The 18,699-nt window shown below is 70.3% G+C and carries 12 protein-coding genes and 1 pseudogene; 3 read left to right on the top strand and 10 right to left on the bottom strand.

Annotation, left to right across the window (positions count from 1 at the left end):
- From H5J33_RS05340 to ngcE, 10 genes are all read right to left on the bottom strand, one after another.
- Positions 1–861 (bottom strand): glycosyltransferase family 39 protein (locus H5J33_RS05340; protein ID WP_181793605.1); only part of this gene is annotated, 861 nt, incomplete at its 3' end.
- A 72-nt stretch (positions 862–933) separates the two neighbouring features.
- A complete protein-coding gene (locus tag H5J33_RS05335) occupies positions 934–2,445 on the bottom strand; it encodes an amino acid permease (protein WP_181793604.1) in 1,512 nt (503 codons plus the stop codon).
- A gap of 142 nt (positions 2,446–2,587) precedes the next feature.
- Positions 2,588–4,516 (bottom strand): 1-deoxy-D-xylulose-5-phosphate synthase, encoded by a 1,929-nt coding sequence (dxs, locus tag H5J33_RS05330; RefSeq protein ID WP_181793603.1) that lies wholly within the window; start codon positions 4,514–4,516, stop codon positions 2,588–2,590.
- Between the two features lie 157 nt (positions 4,517–4,673).
- Positions 4,674–5,987, bottom strand: coding sequence for a sugar ABC transporter permease (locus H5J33_RS05325; RefSeq protein ID WP_181793602.1), 1,314 nt, complete (start codon positions 5,985–5,987; stop codon positions 4,674–4,676).
- The gene (locus H5J33_RS05320) at positions 5,984–6,784 is read right to left on the bottom strand and encodes an ATP-binding cassette domain-containing protein (RefSeq protein ID WP_181793601.1); all 801 of its coding nucleotides are present in this window, start codon (positions 6,782–6,784) and stop codon (positions 5,984–5,986) included. The genes H5J33_RS05325 and H5J33_RS05320 overlap by 4 nt, the downstream gene beginning before the upstream one ends.
- Positions 6,785–6,981: 197 nt before the next feature.
- Positions 6,982–8,091, bottom strand: coding sequence for a sugar ABC transporter substrate-binding protein (locus tag H5J33_RS05315; RefSeq protein WP_181793607.1), 1,110 nt, complete (start codon positions 8,089–8,091; stop codon positions 6,982–6,984).
- A gap of 133 nt (positions 8,092–8,224) precedes the next feature.
- A complete protein-coding gene (locus H5J33_RS05310) occupies positions 8,225–9,424 on the bottom strand; it encodes an ROK family transcriptional regulator (RefSeq protein ID WP_030606849.1) in 1,200 nt (399 codons plus the stop codon).
- Positions 9,425–9,629: 205 nt separating this feature from the next.
- Positions 9,630–10,559 carry a carbohydrate ABC transporter permease gene (locus H5J33_RS05305; protein WP_181793600.1) on the bottom strand — a complete coding sequence of 310 codons (930 nt, stop codon included), beginning with the start codon at positions 10,557–10,559 and terminating at the stop codon, positions 9,630–9,632.
- Between the two features lie 4 nt (positions 10,560–10,563).
- Positions 10,564–11,490 carry a carbohydrate ABC transporter permease gene (locus tag H5J33_RS05300; RefSeq protein ID WP_181793599.1) on the bottom strand — a complete coding sequence of 309 codons (927 nt, stop codon included), beginning with the start codon at positions 11,488–11,490 and terminating at the stop codon, positions 10,564–10,566.
- Between the two features lie 29 nt (positions 11,491–11,519).
- The gene (gene ngcE, locus H5J33_RS05295; RefSeq protein WP_181793598.1) at positions 11,520–12,965 is read right to left on the bottom strand and encodes an N-acetylglucosamine/diacetylchitobiose ABC transporter substrate-binding protein; all 1,446 of its coding nucleotides are present in this window, start codon (positions 12,963–12,965) and stop codon (positions 11,520–11,522) included.
- 340 nt (positions 12,966–13,305) lie between these two features.
- Here ngcE and H5J33_RS05290 point away from each other — a divergent pair, with 340 nt between their 5' ends.
- From H5J33_RS05290 to H5J33_RS05280, 3 genes and pseudogenes are all read left to right on the top strand, one after another.
- Positions 13,306–17,109: a GH92 family glycosyl hydrolase gene (locus H5J33_RS05290; protein ID WP_258564891.1), complete on the top strand. Its 3,804-nt coding sequence runs from the start codon at positions 13,306–13,308 to the stop codon at positions 17,107–17,109.
- A 212-nt stretch (positions 17,110–17,321) separates the two neighbouring features.
- On the top strand, positions 17,322–18,308 hold the full coding sequence (rfbB, locus tag H5J33_RS05285) for a dTDP-glucose 4,6-dehydratase (RefSeq protein WP_181793597.1): 987 nt from the start codon (positions 17,322–17,324) through the stop codon (positions 18,306–18,308).
- A 142-nt stretch (positions 18,309–18,450) separates the two neighbouring features.
- Positions 18,451–18,699: pseudogene (locus H5J33_RS05280) on the top strand (hypothetical protein); the annotation flags it as partial.

Here is an 18,699-nt window from a genome sequence, read left to right as displayed (position 1 = left end):
CCAGAGCCACGGCTCGGCCGCCCGGGCGCGGGGGTCGCGCAGGGCCCGTGCGATCGGCGGGAGCAGCCCGGCGAAGGCGGCCGCGAGGAGCGCGGTGTTGGCCAGGGCGCGGCCGAGGATGTGGAGCGGGGAGCCGGAGACGCCGGCGTAGGCGGCGGAGCCGGTCACGGTCCAGAACAGGAAGCCGGCCGGGTCCGTCAGCAGCGCCGCGCCGAGCACGGGGGCGGCGAACCCGGCCGTGAGCCGGGGCAGGCCGGTTCGGACGGCACCGCGCCGGTGCAGCAGCCAGAGCACCGGCAGCAAGACCGCACCGCCGGTCTGCTTGGTCAGGAACGCGGCGGCGACGGCGGTGCCGGCCGCACCCCAGCGCCCCCGGTCCGCGCACCACACGGCGGCGGCCGTCCAGGGCAGCATGAACACCTCGAACGTGGCGGCCTGCGCGTCCTCCGGGTTCAGCCCCACCGACACCAGCAGATACAGCACCCCGGCGGTGCGGCCCGCCTTGCCGCCCCAGTGGCGCCGGGCCAGGGAGGCCAGCAGCACGGCGGTGAGCAGCTGCGCGAGCACGGCGAGGATCCGCAGCGGGGACAGGGAGCCGGAGCCGCACAGCGCGAACGCGGCCTCGTACAGCCAGGGCAGCAGCGGGGGTTTGCGGTCCACCACCGTTTCGTAGAGCCGGCCGCCCTGGGCGAGCAGCCGGGCCTCGACGGCGAGGTAGCCCTCGTCGGGGTTCCACAGCGGGCGGACGAAGGAGGGGATCCGGGTGACGCAGGCCAGCGCGGCCAGCAGGGGCAGCAGCCGCGTCCAGTACGCCGTCCGGGTGGTGGTGGTCCGGGCGGGGGCGAGCGGGGCGGCGAACATGGTCGGCACGCTATCGGGGGCCCTGGCGCCTGGCGGCGAAGGACATACGGGTGCCGGGGGTGTCGCCGCCGGTCAGGTGGGCGGGGGCGGGGTCCCGCCGGGCGGGGCGGGCCCGCGCAGGGCGAGCCGGCTGTGCGAGCGGCCGTAGAGGAAGTAGACGACGAAACCGATCAGCATCCAGAGCGCGAACCGCAGCCAGGTCTCGGCGGGCAGGTTCAGCATCAGCCACAGCGAGGCGAGCACCGACAGCACGGGGACCAGCGGGACCAGCGGGGTGCGGAAGGCCCGGGGCAGGTCGGGGCGGGTGCGGCGCAGGATGATCACGCTGAGCGCCACCACGGCGAAGGCGAAGAGGGTGCCGATGTTCACCAGCTCGGCCAGTTCGCTGAGGCTGGTGAAGCCCGCCACGACCGCGATGACGACGCCGAGCAGGATGGTCGAGCGGTAGGGGGTGCGGAACCTCGGATGGGTCTGGGAGAAGAACCGGGGCAGCAGCCCGTCGCGGCTCATCGCGAAGAACACCCGGGACTGGCCGAGCAGCAGGATCATGCACACGGTGGTCAGTCCGACGGCGGCGCCGAAGCTGATCAGGCCCGCGTACCAGGGGTGCCCGGTGGCCTTGAACGCGTCGGCGAGGGGCGCCTCCACGGACAGCGAGCTGTACTTCTGCATACCGGTGACGACGATCGACACGGCGACGTACAGGGCGGTGCAGATGACCAGGGAGCCGAGGATGCCGCGCGGGACGTCGCGCTGCGGGTTGCGGGTCTCCTCGGCGGCGGTGGCGACGACGTCGAAGCCGATGAAGGCGAAGAAGACCACGGAGGCGGCGGTGAAGATGCCCATGACCCCGAAGTGCGAGGGGGCCCACCCGAACATCAGCTGGATCAGGGGCGCCTTGAGGTTGCCGCCGGCCACGGCGGGCTGCTCCTTGGGGATGAACGGGTCGTAGTTGGCGCCCTTGACGAAGAAGGCGCCCGCGACGATCACGACGAGGACGACGGCCACCTTGACCCCGACGACCACCGAGGTGACCCGGGCGGACACCTTCATGCCGACGACGAGGATGGCGGTGAGCAGCAGCACGAGGGCGGCGGCGAGGATGTCGAAGCCGAAGCCGGTGGCGCCGTCCCGCCCGCCGAGCGCCGCGGGCAGGTGCCAGCCCCAGTTGTCGAGCAGCGAGTGGATGTAGCCGGACCAGCCGACCGCGACCACCGCCGTGCCGAGCGCCAGCTCCAGCACCAGGTCCCAGCCGATGGTCCAGGCGGGGAGTTCGCCGAGCGAGGCGTAGGAGAAGGTGTAGGCGGAGCCGGCGACCGGGACCGTGGAGGCGAACTCGGCGTAGCAGAGGGCGGCGAGCGCGCAGACGGCGCCGGCCATGACGAAGGACAGCGAGACCGCGGGACCGGCGGTGTTCTTCGCCGCCGTGCCGGTGAGGACGAAGATGCCGGTGCCGATGATGACACCGACGCCGAAGACGGTCAGGTCGAGGGCGGACAGCGACTTCTTGAGCGCGTGCTCGGGTTCCTCGGTGTCCTGGATGGACTGCTCGACGTTCTTCGTCCGGAACAGCGTGCTGCTCACGAACCCACCTCCCACGCTTGCCGGCCTCGACATGATCGAGAGGGCCGGTGGTGCGGTTTGCCCCGGCACAGGCAGGTTCACGCAAACAGGCCGGTTCCGCCACCGGGGAGGCGGCGGGACCGGCCTGCGGGGGGGGCGCTCGCTAGTCGCGCGCGGTCTCCACGGAGTCCACGGCGTCGGCCGGGCGCTCGAACCGGCCGTCGAGCTTGGCGACCAGCCCGGTGACCTGGCGGGCGATGTCGGGCGCGGTCAGCCCGATCTCGGCCATGACCTCGGCGCGCGAGGCGTGGTCGAGGAAGCGCGGCGGGATGCCGAAGTCGCGCAGTGGTACGTCCACGCCCGCGTCCCTGAGGGCCTGGGCGATCGCGGAGCCGACACCGCCGGCCCGGCTGTTGTCCTCGACGGTGACGACGACCCGGTGCCGTTCGGCCAGCGGGGCCATGGCCTCGTCGACGGGCTTGACCCAGCGCGGGTCGACCACGGTGGTGGAGATGCCCTGCTTGTCGAGCAGCGCGGCGATCTCCAGGCACATCGGGGCGAGGGCGCCCACGGAGACCAGCAGGACGTCCGGCCGGTCGGTGCCGGGCTCGCGCAGGACGTCCATGCCGCCGACCCGGCCCACGGCGGGTACGGCGGGGCCGACGGCGCCCTTGGAGAAGCGCACCACGGTCGGCGCGTCCTCGACGGCGACGGCCTCGCGCAGCTGGGCGCGCACCTGGTCGGCGTCGCGCGGCGCGGCCAGCCGCAGCCCGGGCACCACCTGGAGGATCGACATGTCCCACATGCCGTTGTGCGAGGCGCCGTCGGTGCCGGTGATCCCGGCCCGGTCCAGCACGAAGGTCACCCCGCACTTGTGCAGGGCCACGTCCATGAGGACCTGGTCGAAGGCGCGGTTGAGGAAGGTGGCGTACACGGCGAAGACCGGGTGCAGCCCGCCGTAGGCGAGGCCGGCCGCGGAGACGGCGCCGTGCTGCTCGGCGATCCCGACGTCGTAGACCCGGTCGGGGAAGCGCTTGGCGAACTTGTCGAGACCGACCGGCTGGAGCATGGCGGCGGTGATCGCGACGATGTCCTCGCGCTCCTCGCCCAGTTTCACCATCTCCTCGCCGAAGACCGAGGTCCAGTCGGCGCCGGAGGAGCTGATCGGCAGCCCGGTGTCCGGGTGGATCTTGCCGACGGCGTGGAAGCGGTCGGCCTCGTCCTGGAGGGCGGGCTGGTAGCCGCGGCCCTTCTCGGTCAGGCAGTGCACGATCACCGGGCCGCCGAACCGCTTGGCGCGGGCCAGCGCGGACTCCAGCGCCTCGATGTCGTGGCCGTCGATCGGGCCGACGTACTTCAGGCCCAGGTCCTCGAACATGCCCTGGGGGGCGATGAAGTCCTTCAGCCCCTTCTTGGCGCCGTGCAGGGTCTCGTACAGCGGCTTGCCGACGACCGGGGTGCGGTCGAGGATGTCCTTGGTCCGGGCGAGGAAGCGCTCGTAGCCGTCGGTGGTGCGCAGGGTCGCCAGGTGGTTGGCGAGGCCGCCGATGGTCGGGGCGTAGGAGCGCTCGTTGTCGTTGACGACGATGACGAGCGGGCGGTCCTTGGCCTCGGCGATGTTGTTGAGCGCCTCCCAGGCCATGCCGCCGGTGAGCGCGCCGTCACCGATGACGGCGACGACGTGGTGATCGCGCCGGCGCAGCTGGTTGGCCTTGGCGATGCCGTCGGCCCAGCCGAGCACGGTGGAGGCGTGGCTGTTCTCGATGACGTCGTGCTCGGACTCGGACTGCGCCGGGTAGCCGGACAGGCCGCCCTTCATCTTCAGCCGGGAGAAGTCCTGCCGGCCGGTGAGCAGCTTGTGCACGTAGGACTGGTGGCCGGTGTCCCACAGCACCTTGTCCTCGGGCGAGTGGAAGACCCGGTGCAGGGCGATGGTCAGCTCCACCACACCGAGGTTCGGGCCGAGGTGGCCGCCGGTCTTGGAGACGGCGTCGACGAGGAAGGTACGGATCTCCTCTGCCAGCTGGTCCAGCTCCTCCAGGCTGAGCCGGTCCAGATCGCGCGGTCCCCTGATGCGGGTCAGCAGCGGCACCCGTGCCTCCTTGAACTAGAGCTGATCGAGCTGTTGCCGGGCTCGCCCGAGTCTAATGCCGGGCCCGACGGGCACCCCGAAGGGGCGCGGTCGGCCGCGTGACCGGCCACGACGGGCCGGTCACGCGGTCGTTCCGCGCCCCTGGGGCGGGCGGGCGCTAGGCGCGGCCCGCGGTCTTCTGCGTCTTGCGCGTGATGGAGTCGATCACGACGGTGGTCAGCAGAACGGCGGCGGTGATCATGTACTTCACCGGCTCCGCGATGGACTGGAGCTGCAGACCGTACTGGATGGAGACGATCACCAGCACGCCCAGCAGCGCGTTCCAGGTCCGGCCGCGCCCGCCGAAGAGCGAGGTGCCGCCGATGACGGCCGCGGCGATGGCGTTCATCAGCAGGTCGCCGGTGCCGGCGCTCTGGTTGGCCGAGGCGATCTTCGAGGCCAGGAACAGGCCGCCGATCGCGGCGAACCCGCCGGAGATCGCGAAGACGGAGATCCGGACCGCGGTGACGTTGATGCCCGCGCGCCGGGACGCCTCGACGCTGCCGCCGAGCGCGAAGACCTTGCGGCCGTAGGTGGTGCGCCGCAGCAGGAAGTCGGTGGCGACCAGGAACACCAGGAAGATCACCGTGGCCAGCGGCAGGCCCTTGTACTGGTTGTACATGTAGGCGGCGGCGAAGGCGACCACGGCCAGCAGCACCGTGCGCAGCACCGTGTCGCTCAGCGGGCGGGCCGGGATGCCCGCGGCCTCGCGGCGCCGGTTGCCGAGGAAGGAGGTGAGGAAGAACACCGCGACGACGATCACGGCGAGCCCGTAGGCGGCGGCGATGTCGGAGAAGTAGTACGTGGTCAGCTTGGCGACCAGTCCCTCGCCGTCCAGGTTGATCGTGCCGTCCTCGCCCAGCACCTTCAGCATGAAGCCGAGCCAGAACAGCAGGCCCGCCAGCGTGACGGCGAAGGCGGGGGCGCCGAGCACCGCGAAGAAGAAGCCGTGCAGCGCGCCGATGGCGACGCCGGCGGCGATGGCGAGGAGGACGGCCGCCCACTCGGGCCAGCCCTGGTTGACCGCGAGGACGGCCATCAGGGCGCTGGCCGCGCCGCTGACCGAGCCCACCGAGAGGTCGATCTCGCCGAGCAGCAGCACGAAGACGATGCCGACGGAGATCATGCCCGTGCCGACCATCGTGATCGTCACGTCGTTGATGTTCTGCGCGGACAGGAAGTTGGAGTTCAGCACCTGGAAGATCACGCAGATGATCGCCAGGCCCACGACGACCGGCAGGGAGCCCAGCTCGCCGGCCTTCATCTTGCGCTTGAACTCGTTCCAGTAGCCGAGCAGGCCCTCTTCCTGCACCAGCAGGCGCGGGTCGACGGCGGTGACCGCGGCGGCGGCGGCCTCGGGGTTCTCGACCGGGGCCGCGTCCTGTGCGGACGTCGTGCCGGGGTCGGTGGCGGAGGTCTTGTCGATGCTCACTGGGAAGCCTCCCCGTTCGCGCTGGACGTGCGCGCGGCACGGCGGGTCACGGCATTGTCGGTGGCGCCGGTGATGGCGGAGATGATCTCCTCCTGCGAGGTCGACTTGACCTCGAAGACGCCGTTGTTGCGGCCGAGGCGCAGGACGGCGACCTTGTCGGCCACCGCCTTCACGTCCGCCATGTTGTGGCTGATGAGGATGACGGCGTGGCCGCGCTCGCGCAGCCGCTCGACCAGGTCGAGCACCTGGGCGGTCTGCTCGACGCCGAGGGCGGCGGTGGGCTCGTCCAGGATGACCAGCTTGGGGTCGCCGAGCATGGAACGGGCGATGGCCACGGTCTGGCGCTGGCCGCCGGAGAGCGAGGCGATCGGGATGCGCACGCTGGGGATGCGGATGGACAGCGTGGTGAGCAGCTCGCGGGCGCGGCGCTCCATCTCGACCTCGTCCAGCACGCCCCACTTCCTCAGCTCACGGCCGAGGAAGAGGTTGCCGACGACATCGATGTTGTCGCACAGCGCGAGGTCCTGGTAGACCGTCGCGATGCCCAGTGCCTGGGCGTCGTGCGGCTTGCTGATCGACACGGGCTTGCCATCCCATTCGATGGCCCCCTCGTCGATGGGGTGGACGCCGGCGATCGTCTTGACCAGCGTGGACTTTCCGGCGCCGTTGTCGCCGACCAGGGCGACCACCTCACCGGCGTGGATCTCGAGCTCTACGTCGGTGAGCGCCTGAACGGCACCGAACCGCTTGGAGACCCCGCGCAACGCCAGCACGGGCGTAGCGGACACGTGAACCATCTCCTTCGCCGCCTGACCCGGCGGGAGGTTGTGCAGAAGTTTGGGGGGAGGGAGTTCCGTCCGGCACCCCGGGCCGAGCTTGCGGGGCTGTGTGAATGCGCCGGGGCGCCGGAGGAGCGGGGGTGCGGCCGGTCGTCGTCCGTGCCGCGGGCGTTCAGGGGTCGAACGCCGGCGGCCGGGAAAGGACCGGGTGCCGCTTACTTGTTCAGGCCGAGCTTGTCGCAGGCGGCCTTGTACTTGCCGGAGCAGATCTCGTCGACGGTGTAGATGCCGTCCTTGACGACGGTGTCCTTGATGTTGTCCTTCGTGAGGGACACGACCGGGACCAGCACGGACGGGATGTCCTTGGCGCTGGTGCTGGAGACCTTGTCCTTGGCGATGGAGTCCAGGCTCTGGCCCTTGGCGAGCGCGACGGCCATCTCGGCGGCGGTCTGCGCCTCCTTCGGGTACGACTTGTACACGCTCATGTACTGGTCGCCCGTGACGATGCGCTGCACACCGGCCAGCTCGGCGTCCTGGCCGGTCACCGGGATGTTCAGGTCCGCGGCCTTCAGGGCGGTGATGATGGCGCCGGCCATGGTGTCGTTGGCGGAGTAGACGCCCGCGATGTTCTTCTTGCCGACGGCGGAGATGGCCGCCTCCATCTCGGAGTTGGCGTTGTCCGGCGCCCACTCCTTGGTGTCGTACTCCTTGGCGATGGTGACCTTGCCGTCCAGGACGGAGTGCGCGCCGTCCTTGAACTGCTTGGCGTTGGGGTCGGTCACCGAGCCGTTGATCATGACGACCTTGGAGGACTTGGTGGCCTTGTCGCCCAGCGCCTTCAGCAGGGCCTCGCCCTGGGTCTTGCCGACCTCGACGTTGTCGAAGGACGTGTAGGCGCTGATCGGGCCCTCGGCGAGGCGGTCGTAGGCGACGACCTTGATGCCCTGGTCCACGGCCTTCTTGACGGAGTTCTGGATCGCCTTGGCGTCCACCGCGTCGATGATCAGGACGTCCACCTTGTTGGTGATCATGGTGTCGACCTGCTGGGCCTGCAGGTTGGCGTCCTGGCGGGCGTTGTTGTACTCGACCTTGCCCTTGCCGTTCGTCAGCTCCTTGACCTTCTGCTCGATCATGGGCCGGTCGAACTTCTCGTACCGCGCGGTCTTGTTCTCCGGAAGGAGCAGGCCGACCGTGATGTCGTCGCCCTTCTTGGGGGCCGACGCGGCCGAGGAGTCGTCGTTGCCCTTCGACTCCTTGGCGCTGCCACAGGCGGCCAGCGAGACGGCCATCGCACCCGCGGCAACGGCAACGGCGGCACGACGCATACGTGCGTTCACTTGAGAAACCTCCCTGACGAGGCCGCGTCGTTGCGGCCGAGGTGGCTGGAAGTCAACTCGGCCACACGTGCGACGTCAAGAAGTAAATCCTTAACGAGATGGCAACGGTGCCATCCGTTCTCTAAGTGAAGGCAGGCGCCGTGACCTGCAGGGCGCCGTCCAAAAGGGTGGAATCACCCATCTCGCTGAGGGCGAGGGCGAGCGCGCCCAGCACCTCGGCCCGGCCGCCAAGTGCCCCGGGGAGAACGGACAGTTGACGGGCGGCGCTGGGGATGGCGTAGCGGCCGACGGACTCCCTGATGGGTCCGAGCACCAGCTCCCCGGCCTCGGCGAGGTCGCCGCCGAGGACCACCCGGCTCGGGTTCAGCAGATTGCAGAGGTTGGCCACTCCGCTGCCGATGTGCCGGCCTACGTCGGCGATCACCCGGCGGCAGCCCGGGTCGCCGTCCCTGGCCAGCCGGACGATGCCCTCCATGGTCAGGTCGGGGCCGTGGCTGGGCTGGAGCAGCGGGAGGACGTAGCGCGCCGCCGCGAAGGTCTCCAGGCAGCCGCGGTTGCCGCAGCGGCAGACCGGGCCGGACTCGTCCAGGGTGATGTGCCCGATCTCGCCGGCCGTGCCGCCCGGGCCCCGGTAGATCTTGCCGTCGATCACCAGACCGGCGCCGACACCGCTGGCCACCTTGATGTAGGCCAGGTCGCGCACGCCCTTGCCGCTGCCCCAGACCAGCTCGCCGAGGGCGCCGAGGTTGGCGTCGTTGTCCACGTGCACCGGTACGCCGAGCCGCTCGCGCAGTTCCTCGGCGGGCTTGGTGCCGCCCCAGCCGGGCAGGATCGCGGTGGAGCCGAGGGTGCCTGACTCGACGTCGATCGGGCCGGGCACGCCGAGGCCGACGCCGGCCACCTTGGTCCGGTCCACGCCGGTCGCCGCGACGAGGCGGTTGACCAGCTGTTCGGCCCGGTCGAAGCCCTGGTCGGCGGAGGCGTCGACGTCCAGCGGCTCGGCCTCCTCGGCGAGCACCTGGTGGGCGAGGTTGCCGACCGCCACGCGCAGGTGGGTGTGCCCGAAGTCGACCCCGATCACGATGCCGGCGTCCCCGCTCAGGCTGACGCTGCGGGCCCGCCGCCCGCCCGCCGACGTGGGGGTGACCTCGACGGTTCCGCCGTCCTTCAGCTCCCGCACGATGTTGGAGACGGTGGCGGCGGACAGCCCGGTCGTCCGCGCGATCTCCGCCTGGGTGAGGGACCCGGCCAGCCGTACGGCCCGGACCACCCGCTCCAGGTTGGCTCGGTGCAGTGACGACTGCGACCCTGGAGTCTCCACGACGACCTCCTGAGCGCGGGGCCGCTTCGGCGAGGCCCCGTGTATGTCCAACTAGTGAACTCTAAGCTGAGCCGTTCGGGGCGACTCACGTCAAGAGGTTGAACCGTTTCCGGGTACCCCGGCATGGCGGCGCACACCGTCCCGAGACACCGGGACGGTGTGCGCACGCGCAATCACGGGGTGTGTCCCCGCCCGCCGGCCGGGGTTACTTCAGCGCCCCCGCGGTCAGCCCCTGCACCACCTGCCGCTGGAAGACGATGTACGCCGCGAGCACCGGCAGCATCGCCATGACCAGGCCCGCGAACAGGCCGGACCAGTCGCCCTTGTAGCCCTGGCTGACCGCGAGCTGGACGAGCCCCTGGGTGAGCACCTTCTTGTCCGGGTCGGTGTTCAGCACCGTGGGCAGCATGTACTGGTTCCACTGGCCGAGGAAGTTGAAGATGCCCACGCTGATCAGGCCGGGCTTGGCCATGGGCAGCATGACCTGGAAGAACGTACGCGTGTGCGAAGCGCCGTCCACGAAGGCCGCCTCCGCCACCGATGTGGGCAGGGTGCGGAAGAACGCCGTGAGGAAGAACACCGTGAACGGCAGCGAGTAGGCGATGTAGACCAGGATCAGGCCGTGGATCGTGTTCAGCAGGCCCATGTTGTTCACGACGTAGAACAGCGGCACCAGCGCGAGCATGACCGGGAAGCTCATGCCGCCGACGAACAGGTAGTAGATGAAGCGGTTGCCCGGGAAGTCGAACCGGGCCAGCACATAGGCGGCCATCGAGCCCAGCGCCAGGGTGCCGACGAGCGAGCCGCCGACCACCAGGACGGTGTTCAGGAAGTAGTCGCTCATGTGGGCGTCGGTCCAGGCCCGGGCCCAGTTGCCGAAGTGCAGCCGGTCCGGCAGGGACCAGGGCGAGCCGAAGATGGAGCCGTCGTCCTTGAAGGAGGTCATCACCGCCCACACCAGCGGCATGACCACCATGATCGCCCAGATCACGAGGACGCCGTGGGAGAAGACGTTGAGGACGGTCCCCTCGCGCTGCCGCCCGGAGGGCCGGCGCGCGGCCGGGTGCTGGTCCGTCTTGTGGACGGTGGCGCCGGACTCGGCCGGCGGCGGGGCGGGGGTCTCGGTCGTCTTCATCGGTTCAGAACTCCAGCCGCTCGCGACGGCCCAGCCGCATCACGATCGCCGCGAACGCGAGCGTGACGACCAGCAGGGCGACGCCGATGGTGGTGGCGTACGCGGCCTGACCGTCCCGGAACGCCTTCTGGTACACGTACAGGACCATCACGGTGGTCGAGTAGTCCGGCCCGCCCGGTCCGGTCGTCATGATCTGCACGACCGCGAACGACTCCGCGCCGAGGGCGAGGATGCCCATGTAGACCCAGCCGGACTGCACCGTGTCCCACAGCAGCGGCAGGGTGACGCGGAAGAAGGTGGTGGCGCGGTTCGCGCCGTCCAGCAGCGCCGCCTCGTACAGCTCGGCCGGGATCGAGGCCATGCCCGCGGAGAACAGGACCACGAAGAAGCCGACCGTGGACCACACGAGCACCGCCATCACACACCACAGGGCGAGGTCGGGATCGCCCAGCCACAGCGGCTGCACGCCGTCGAGGCCGATGCCGCGCAGCAGTGAGTTGACCGCTCCGCTGTCCGGGTTGTACGCGAAGGCGAACAGCAGCGAGACGATCGCGATCGAGAGGACCTGCGGAAAGAAATAGACGATTTTGTAGAAGGCCGAGCCCCGCACCCCGGAAATGGCGGGGCCGCCCTTCCTCCGCCGGCCGCCCACATTGATCATGAAGGCGAAGAACAGCGCCAGCCCGAGCGTCACCACCGGCAGCACCAGAGCGAACAGGAGACTGTGCCGCAACGACTTCCAGAAGATGTCGTCGTCGAGCATCCTTGCGTAGTTGTCGAACCCGACCATCTTGAAATCGGGGCTGAGGCCCGTCCAGTCCGTGAACGAGTAGTAGATGGACTGGATGAACGGCCACACCACGAAGAGCGCGTACAGTCCCAGGGGCAGTGCCAGAAACCCCACGATGAACCGGTATTTGCCGTGCCGCATCGCCACTCCGGTGCTGTCAGGGTGCCGGATTACTGGTGCTTGTAGTGCTTGATGGAGGAGTCCTTGGCCGCCTCGTCGGCGAACGACTGGATCTTCTTGATCGCCTCGGCGGGGGTGAGCCGGCCGGCCATCATCTCGCCGAGGCCGGACACACCGATCTTCTCCTTCTGCAACTGCACGTACCAGTCCTGCAGCCGGGGGTTCACCACGTTGCTCCCGGCCTTCTCCAGCGCCGCCACACCCGACTTCAGGCCCGGGGTGAGGGTGATGCCGGAGGTGCCGCCGTTGAACGCGGTCAGCGACTTCACCTTGGCGGTGAAGTTCTTCGAGGACGCCTCGGAGAGCATGATGCGCAGCTGCTCCATGCCGCCCTCGGCGTTCTTCGCCTTGGCCGGGACGACGAAGGGTTCGCCGCCGGAGGCCCAGATGGTGCCGAACGGCATCCGGTCGGAGGCGTCGAGACCGGAGGGCGCGGAGACGGCGAGGCCGAAGTCGGGCGGGATGACGTTGGCCGACTCGTTCTCCACCCAGGAGCCGTTCGGCAGGAACAGCGCCTTGCCCTTGGCCCACGCGGTCTGCGACTGGATGTGGTCCAGCCCCGGGGTGCCCTGGAGGATGTAGCCCTTCTTGTACAGCTCGTAGTACGCCTCGAAGCAGGCCTTGACCGCGGGGTGCTTCCAGGCGTTCGGCTCCAGGTTGTCGATGGCGTCCAGCACCTGGCGCCCGCCGACCTTGGCGATCATCGGGTACAGCGAGAAGGGGATGTAGTACGGGTACTTGCCCGCGTAGGTCCAGCCCGCGATGCCCTTCTTCCTGGCCTTGGCGCACAGCGCGAGCATGTCGTCCCAGGTCTCCGGGTACGCCGCGTCCAGCGAGTCCAGGGCCTTCTGCGAGTACCAGACGCCGTAGACCGTGTAGGCGTAGTACAGGATCCACACCGGGTCGCCGTCGAACTGGCCCATCTCCACGATGCCGGGGCGCAGGGTGTCGCGGACCTTCTTCTTCGGGTCGTCGTACGACGGCGCGTCCAGCAGCGGGGTGAGGTCGGCGAGCTGGTTCTTGCCGACGAGGACGCCCATGTCCATCTGCTCGGCGCCGGAGTTGTCGATGAGGTCCGGCGGGGTGCCCTGGTTGAAGCGGGGCTGGAGGGTGGACTGGATCTTCTGGGTGGCCGCGAACTTCACCTTGGCCTTGGGGAAGTCGTGTTCGTAGACCTTCACCGCGTCCTCGGCGTACTCCTTGCCGAAGCCGCCGTCGAAGAGGACGAATTCCATCCCGGCGGTGTCGTTGACACCGAGCGGGTTCTTGGCGGTCTTCTTGCCCTGCTCGGCCTTGCTCTGTCCGTCGCCGCCGCTGCTCGCGCAGGCTGACAGCAGGCCCATCCCCGGCGTGGCGACCAGACCGAGCGCCGCCGAGCGCTTGATCAGATCACGGCGGCCGACACCTTCGGCACGGTGGTGCGCAGTGGATCCCATGCTCAAGTCCTCGCCTTCTCCAGGACTCAGGCGGTGAACCGGATCCTTGCCGGCACCGCAGGTCGGGTCGTGCAGGGTCGTGCGGGAAACGCCGACAGGTATAGTCCACTTAACCCTCGCGGACAAGATCGAGTGCAGGGTTCCCCATGGGTCTTTTCCGAGTTGAGACCTGCCGGAAATATGCGCCCGCGACACGTGCCGCGCAGGAAAAATTCGCGACATTACTCCCTGAATGCCACGGCCAACGCCCTTGACATCACGGACCACTTGACCACCTACTGGTTCCTGCGCCCGTAGCTGACAACGTTGTCCGAAGGGGCGCAGGAGGGGAAATCCGTAGATGCAGCGGAGAACTCGGCACAGATGGGGTCCGGCGGCCGTCCTCACGGCCGCCTTCGTCATGGCCGTCGGCGCGCAGGGCGCGGCGGTCGCCCTGCCGGCCGGCCCTGCGGCGCCCGACCGGGAGTTCGCGTCCTCGTTCGAGGCGGGCGAGCCGGCCCCGGACTGGCTGAACACCGTGGACACCGGCCCGGACGGGAGCAAGCGGGCGGCGGGCGTCGACGGCGGCTACAGCACCGGCATCCCGGGCAATGCGACCGACCATGTCACCGAGGTCCGGGCCGGCGGCGAGAACGCGGGCGCCGGCGAGGTCAAGGAGAACCTGGTCGACGGCGAGCCCGGCACCAAGTGGCTGACCTTCGAGCCGTCCGGCTGGGCGGAGTTCGACCTGGACAAGCCGGTCACGCTCCGGACGTACGCGCTCACCTCCGCCAACGACTACGCCGAGCGCGACCCGAGGGACTGGACCCTCGAGGGCTCCGCCGACGGCACGCACTGGACGACGCTCGACACCCGCTCGGGCGAGACCTTCTCCGAGCGGTATCTGACCAAGTCCTACGACCTGGCCGAACCGGCCGTCTACCAGCACTTCCGGCTGGAGGTGACGCGCAACAACGGCGCGCCGGACATCCTCCAGCTCGCCGATGTGCAGTTCTCCACCGGAGGCGGCGGCGGGCCGGTGCCGCAGGACATGCTGACCCTGGTGGACAAGGGTCCCAGCGGCTCCCCGACCGCCAAGGCGCGGGCCGGGTTCACCGGGAGGCGGGCCCTGCGCTACGCCGGCCGGCACACGGCGGACGGCCGCGCCTACTCGTCCAACAAGGTGTTCGACGTGAACGTACGGGTCGGCCACGACACCGAGCTGGCGTACCGGATCTTCCCGTCGATGGCCGACGGCGACCGCGACTACGACGCCACCTATGTATCCGTGGACCTGGCCTTCACCGACGGCACCTACCTCAGCGGCCTGGGCGCCCGGGACCGGCACGGCTTCCCGCTCTCCCCGCGCGGGCAGGGCGCGGCGAAGGCGCTGTACGTCAACCAGTGGAACGACGTGACCGCGCGGATCGGGTCGGTGGCGGCCGGGAAGACCGTCGACCGGATCCTGGTGGCCTACGACTCCCCGGACGGCCCGGCGAAGTTCCGCGGCTGGGTGGACGACGTGTCCCTGAAGCCGGTGGCGCCCGCCAGACCGAAGGCACATCTCGCGGACTACGCGCTGACCACCCGCGGCACCCACTCCAGCGGCAGCTTCTCGCGCGGCAACACCTTCCCGGCGACCGCCGTGCCGCACGGCTTCAACTTCTGGACGCCGGTGACCAACGCGTCGTCGCTGAGCTGGCTGTACGAGTACGCGCGCGCGAACAACGCGGACAACCTGCCGACGATCCAGGCGTTCAGCGCGAGCCATGAGCCGAGCCCGTGGATGGGCGACCGGCAGACCTTCCAGGTGATGCCGTCGGCCGCGGCCGGCACCCCGGACACCGGACGCGAGGCACGCGAACTGGCCTTCCGGCACGAGAACGAGACCGCGCGGCCCTACTACTACGGGGTCCGGTTCGAGAACGGTCTCAAGGCCGAGATGACCCCGACCGACCACGCGGCCGTGCTGCGCTTCACCTATCCCGGCGACGACGCGAGCGTGCTGTTCGACAACGTCACCGAGCAGGCCGGGCTGACCCTGGACAAGGAGCACGGGAGGGTCACCGGCTACTCGGACGTGAAGTCGGGCCTGTCCGCGGGCGCCACCCGGCTGTTCGTGTACGGCGAGTTCGACAGGCCGGTGACGGACGGCGCGGCGAGCGGGGTGAAGGGCTATCTGCGCTTCGCCGCGGGCGCCGACCGCACGGTCACCCTGCGCCTGGCGACCTCGCTGATCGGCGTCGACCAGGCGAGGGAGAACCTGCGCCGGGAGATCCCCGAGGGCACGTCCTTCGGCACCGTGAAGGCGCGCGCCCGGCACACCTGGGACGAGCTGCTCGGCAAGGTCGAGGTGGAGGGCGCGAGCGAGGACCAGCTGACCACGCTCTACTCCGGTCTGTACCGGCTGTACCTGTACCCCAACTCCGGCTTCGAGAAGGTGGACGGCAAGGACCGCTACGCGTCCCCGTTCTCCCCCATGCCGGGCCCGGACACCCCCACGCACACCGGCGCGAAGGTCGTCGACGGCAAGGTGTACGTCAACAACGGCTTCTGGGACACCTACCGCACCACCTGGCCCGCCTACTCGTTGCTGACGCCCACTCAGGCCGGGGAACTGGTCGACGGGTTCGTGCAGCAGTACAAGGACGGCGGCTGGACCTCCCGCTGGTCCTCCCCTGGCTACGCCGACCTGATGACCGGCACCTCCTCGGATGTGGCCTTCGCCGACGCCTACGTCAAGGGCGTGACGTTCGACGCGAAGGCGGCGTACGACGCGGCCGTGAAGAACGCCACCGTCGTCCCGCCCGCGCCGGGCGTGGGCCGCAAGGGCATGGCCACCTCCCCCTTCCTCGGCTACACCACGACCGACACCCACGAGGGCCTGTCCTGGGCGATGGAGGGCTACGTCAACGACTACGGCATCGGCAAGATGGGCGAGGCACTGTACAAGAAGACGGGCGAGCGGCGCTATCTGGAGGAGTCGCGGTACTTCCTCGACCGCGCCCGTGACTACGTGAAGCTGTTCGACACCAAGGCGGGCTTCTTCCAGGGCCGGGACGCCAAGGGCGGCTGGCGGGTGGACTCCGCGAAGTACGACCCCCGGGTGTGGGGCTACGACTACACCGAGACCAACGGCTGGGGCTACGCCTTCACCGTCCCGCAGGACAGCCGGGGCCTGGCCAACCTCTACGGCGGCCGGCAGGGCCTCGCCGACAAGCTCGACGCCTACTTCGCCACCCCGGAGACCGCCTCCCCGGACTACGTGGGCTCCTACGGCGGCGTCATCCACGAGATGACCGAGGCCCGGGACGTCCGGATGGGCATGTACGGCCACTCCAACCAGGTCGCCCACCACGTCCTGTACATGTACGACGCGGCCGGCCAGCCGTGGAAGACCCAGGCGTACGTGCGCGAGGCGCTGTCCCGGCTGTACACCGGCAGCGAGATCGGGCAGGGCTACCACGGCGACGAGGACAACGGCGAGCAGTCCGGCTGGTACCTGTTCTCCGCGCTCGGCTTCTACCCGCTGGTGATGGGCGGCGGCGAGTACGCCGTCGGCTCCCCGCTGTTCGAGAAGGCGACCGTGCACCTGGAGAACGGGCGGGACCTGGTGGTGCGGGCACCGCGCAACAGCGCGGAGAACGTCTACGTGCAGGGCCTGAGGGTCAATGGCCGCCCCTGGACGTCGACCTCGCTCCCCCACTCGCTGCTGGCCGAGGGCGGGGTGCTGGACTTCGCCATGGGCCCGCGGCCGTCGGCCTGGGGCACGGGCGAGAACGCGGCACCGGTCTCGATCACCCGCGGCGACAAGGTGCCCGAGCCGCCCGCGGACGTCCTGGCGGGCCCGGGGCCGCTGTTCGACGACACGTCGGCGACGAGCGCGACGCTCACCTCCGCCGACCTGCCGGCCCGGGGCGCCGTACGGCCCGTGCGGTACACGCTGACCTCGGGCGCCGACCACACCACCGCACCGTCCGGCTGGACCCTCCAGGGCTCCGCCGACGGCACGACCTGGCACACCCTGGACCGCCGCACCGGTGAGACGTTCGCCTGGGACCGCCAGACCCGCCCCTTCACCATCGCCGCGCCGGGCACGTACACCCGCTACCGCCTGGTCCTGGACGGCGAGTCCACCCTGGCGGAGGTGGAACTGCTGGCCTGAGCACATCCCGGGTACGGCAGCCGGCCCGCCGGAGCAGCCCTGCGGCTCTTCCGGCGGGCCGGTGTCGCGTGGGTGCGGGCGGTACGGGCCGGGCGGGGGCCGGGCGGCGGGAGGCTCCGGTTCCCGCTCATACTGCCTCCGAGGACCCGACCGTTCACAGGAGCACCGATGACACCACGCACCCCCGCCCGCACCGCACGGGAGGCGACGGCATGAGGCTGCTGGTCACCGGCGGAGCCGGGTTCGTCGGCTCCCACTTCGTGCGCACGCTGCTCGACGGCGGCTACCTGGGCCACGAGGCGTCCCGGGTGACCGTCCTCGACAAGCTCACCTACGCCGGCCACCGGGACAACCTGCCCGCGGCGCACCCCCGGCTGGAGTTCGTGCGCGGTGACATCTGCGACCCGGAGCTGCTGGAGCGGATCCTGCCCGGGCACGACGCGGTGGTGCACTTCGCCGCCGAGTCGCACGTGGACCGGTCGGTCCGGTCGGCGTCGGAGTTCGTCCGCACCAACGTGGCCGGCACCCAGACCCTGCTGGACGCCTGCCTCGCGGCCGGCACCGAGCGGTTCGTCCACGTCTCCACCGACGAGGTCTACGGCTCCATAGCCGAGGGCTCCTGGACGGAGGACCACCCGCTGCTGCCCAACTCGCCCTACGCGGCCTCCAAGGCGTCCTCGGACCTGCTCGTCCGCGCCTGTCACCGCACACACGGCCTGAACGTGTCGATCACCCGCTGCTCGAACAACTACGGCCCCTACCAGCACCCCGAGAAGCTGATCCCGCTGTTCGTGACCAACCTGCTGGAGGGCCGGCCGGTGCCGCTCTACGGCGACGGGCGCAACGTGCGCGAGTGGCTGCACGTCGACGACCACTGCCGGGCCGTCGCGCTGGTGCTCGACCGGGGCCGGCCGGGCGAGGTCTACAACATCGGCGGCGGCGAGGAACGCACCAACCGCGAGATCACCGAACGGCTGCTCGCGCTGTGCGGCGCCGACTGGTCGCGGGTGCGGCACGTGCCCGACCGCAAGGGGCACGACCTGCGCTACGCCCTGGACGACGGCAAGATCCGCGCGGAGCTGGGCTACGCCCCGCGGATCCCGTTCGAGCAAGGACTCGCCGACGTCGTCGCCTGGTACCGCGACCACCCCGGCTGGTGGAAGGCCGTCCGGCACCCGGCGGAGGGCGACGCCCGCTGAGCCGCCGGGCCGGTCCGCCGCGCCGCACCGGCGCCGGATGCCACGGCGATCGCGCGGGCGGCTTGGTAGAAAGGCATGTCCGCACCATTCGTCACCGCGCCGCCGCTCCTCACCCCGCCGCCCACGACAGGAGGTACCCCCGGTGCAGGCCGTATCGCCGCCAGGGCTCACCCGTCCGGACTCCCCCGCGCTCGCCCCACCGGACCCGTCCGGCCCGCAGGAGCTGACGCTCGACGGCGGCGACGGAGTACGGCTGTCGGGGCTGCTCGCCGAACCCGGGGCGGGGCAGGCGCCCAGGGCCGTGGTGATCGCCCTGCACGGCAGCGGCATGCGGGCCGGTTACTTCGACAACCGGGCGCGGCCGGGTCTGTCGCTGCTGGAGCTGGGCAGC

The organism is Streptomyces sp. WELS2 (assembly GCF_013870595.1).
Lineage (GTDB): Bacteria > Actinomycetota > Actinomycetes > Streptomycetales > Streptomycetaceae > Streptomyces.
Note: the sequence above shows the minus strand (reverse complement) of the source record. Positions and strands in the feature narration are given on the sequence as shown.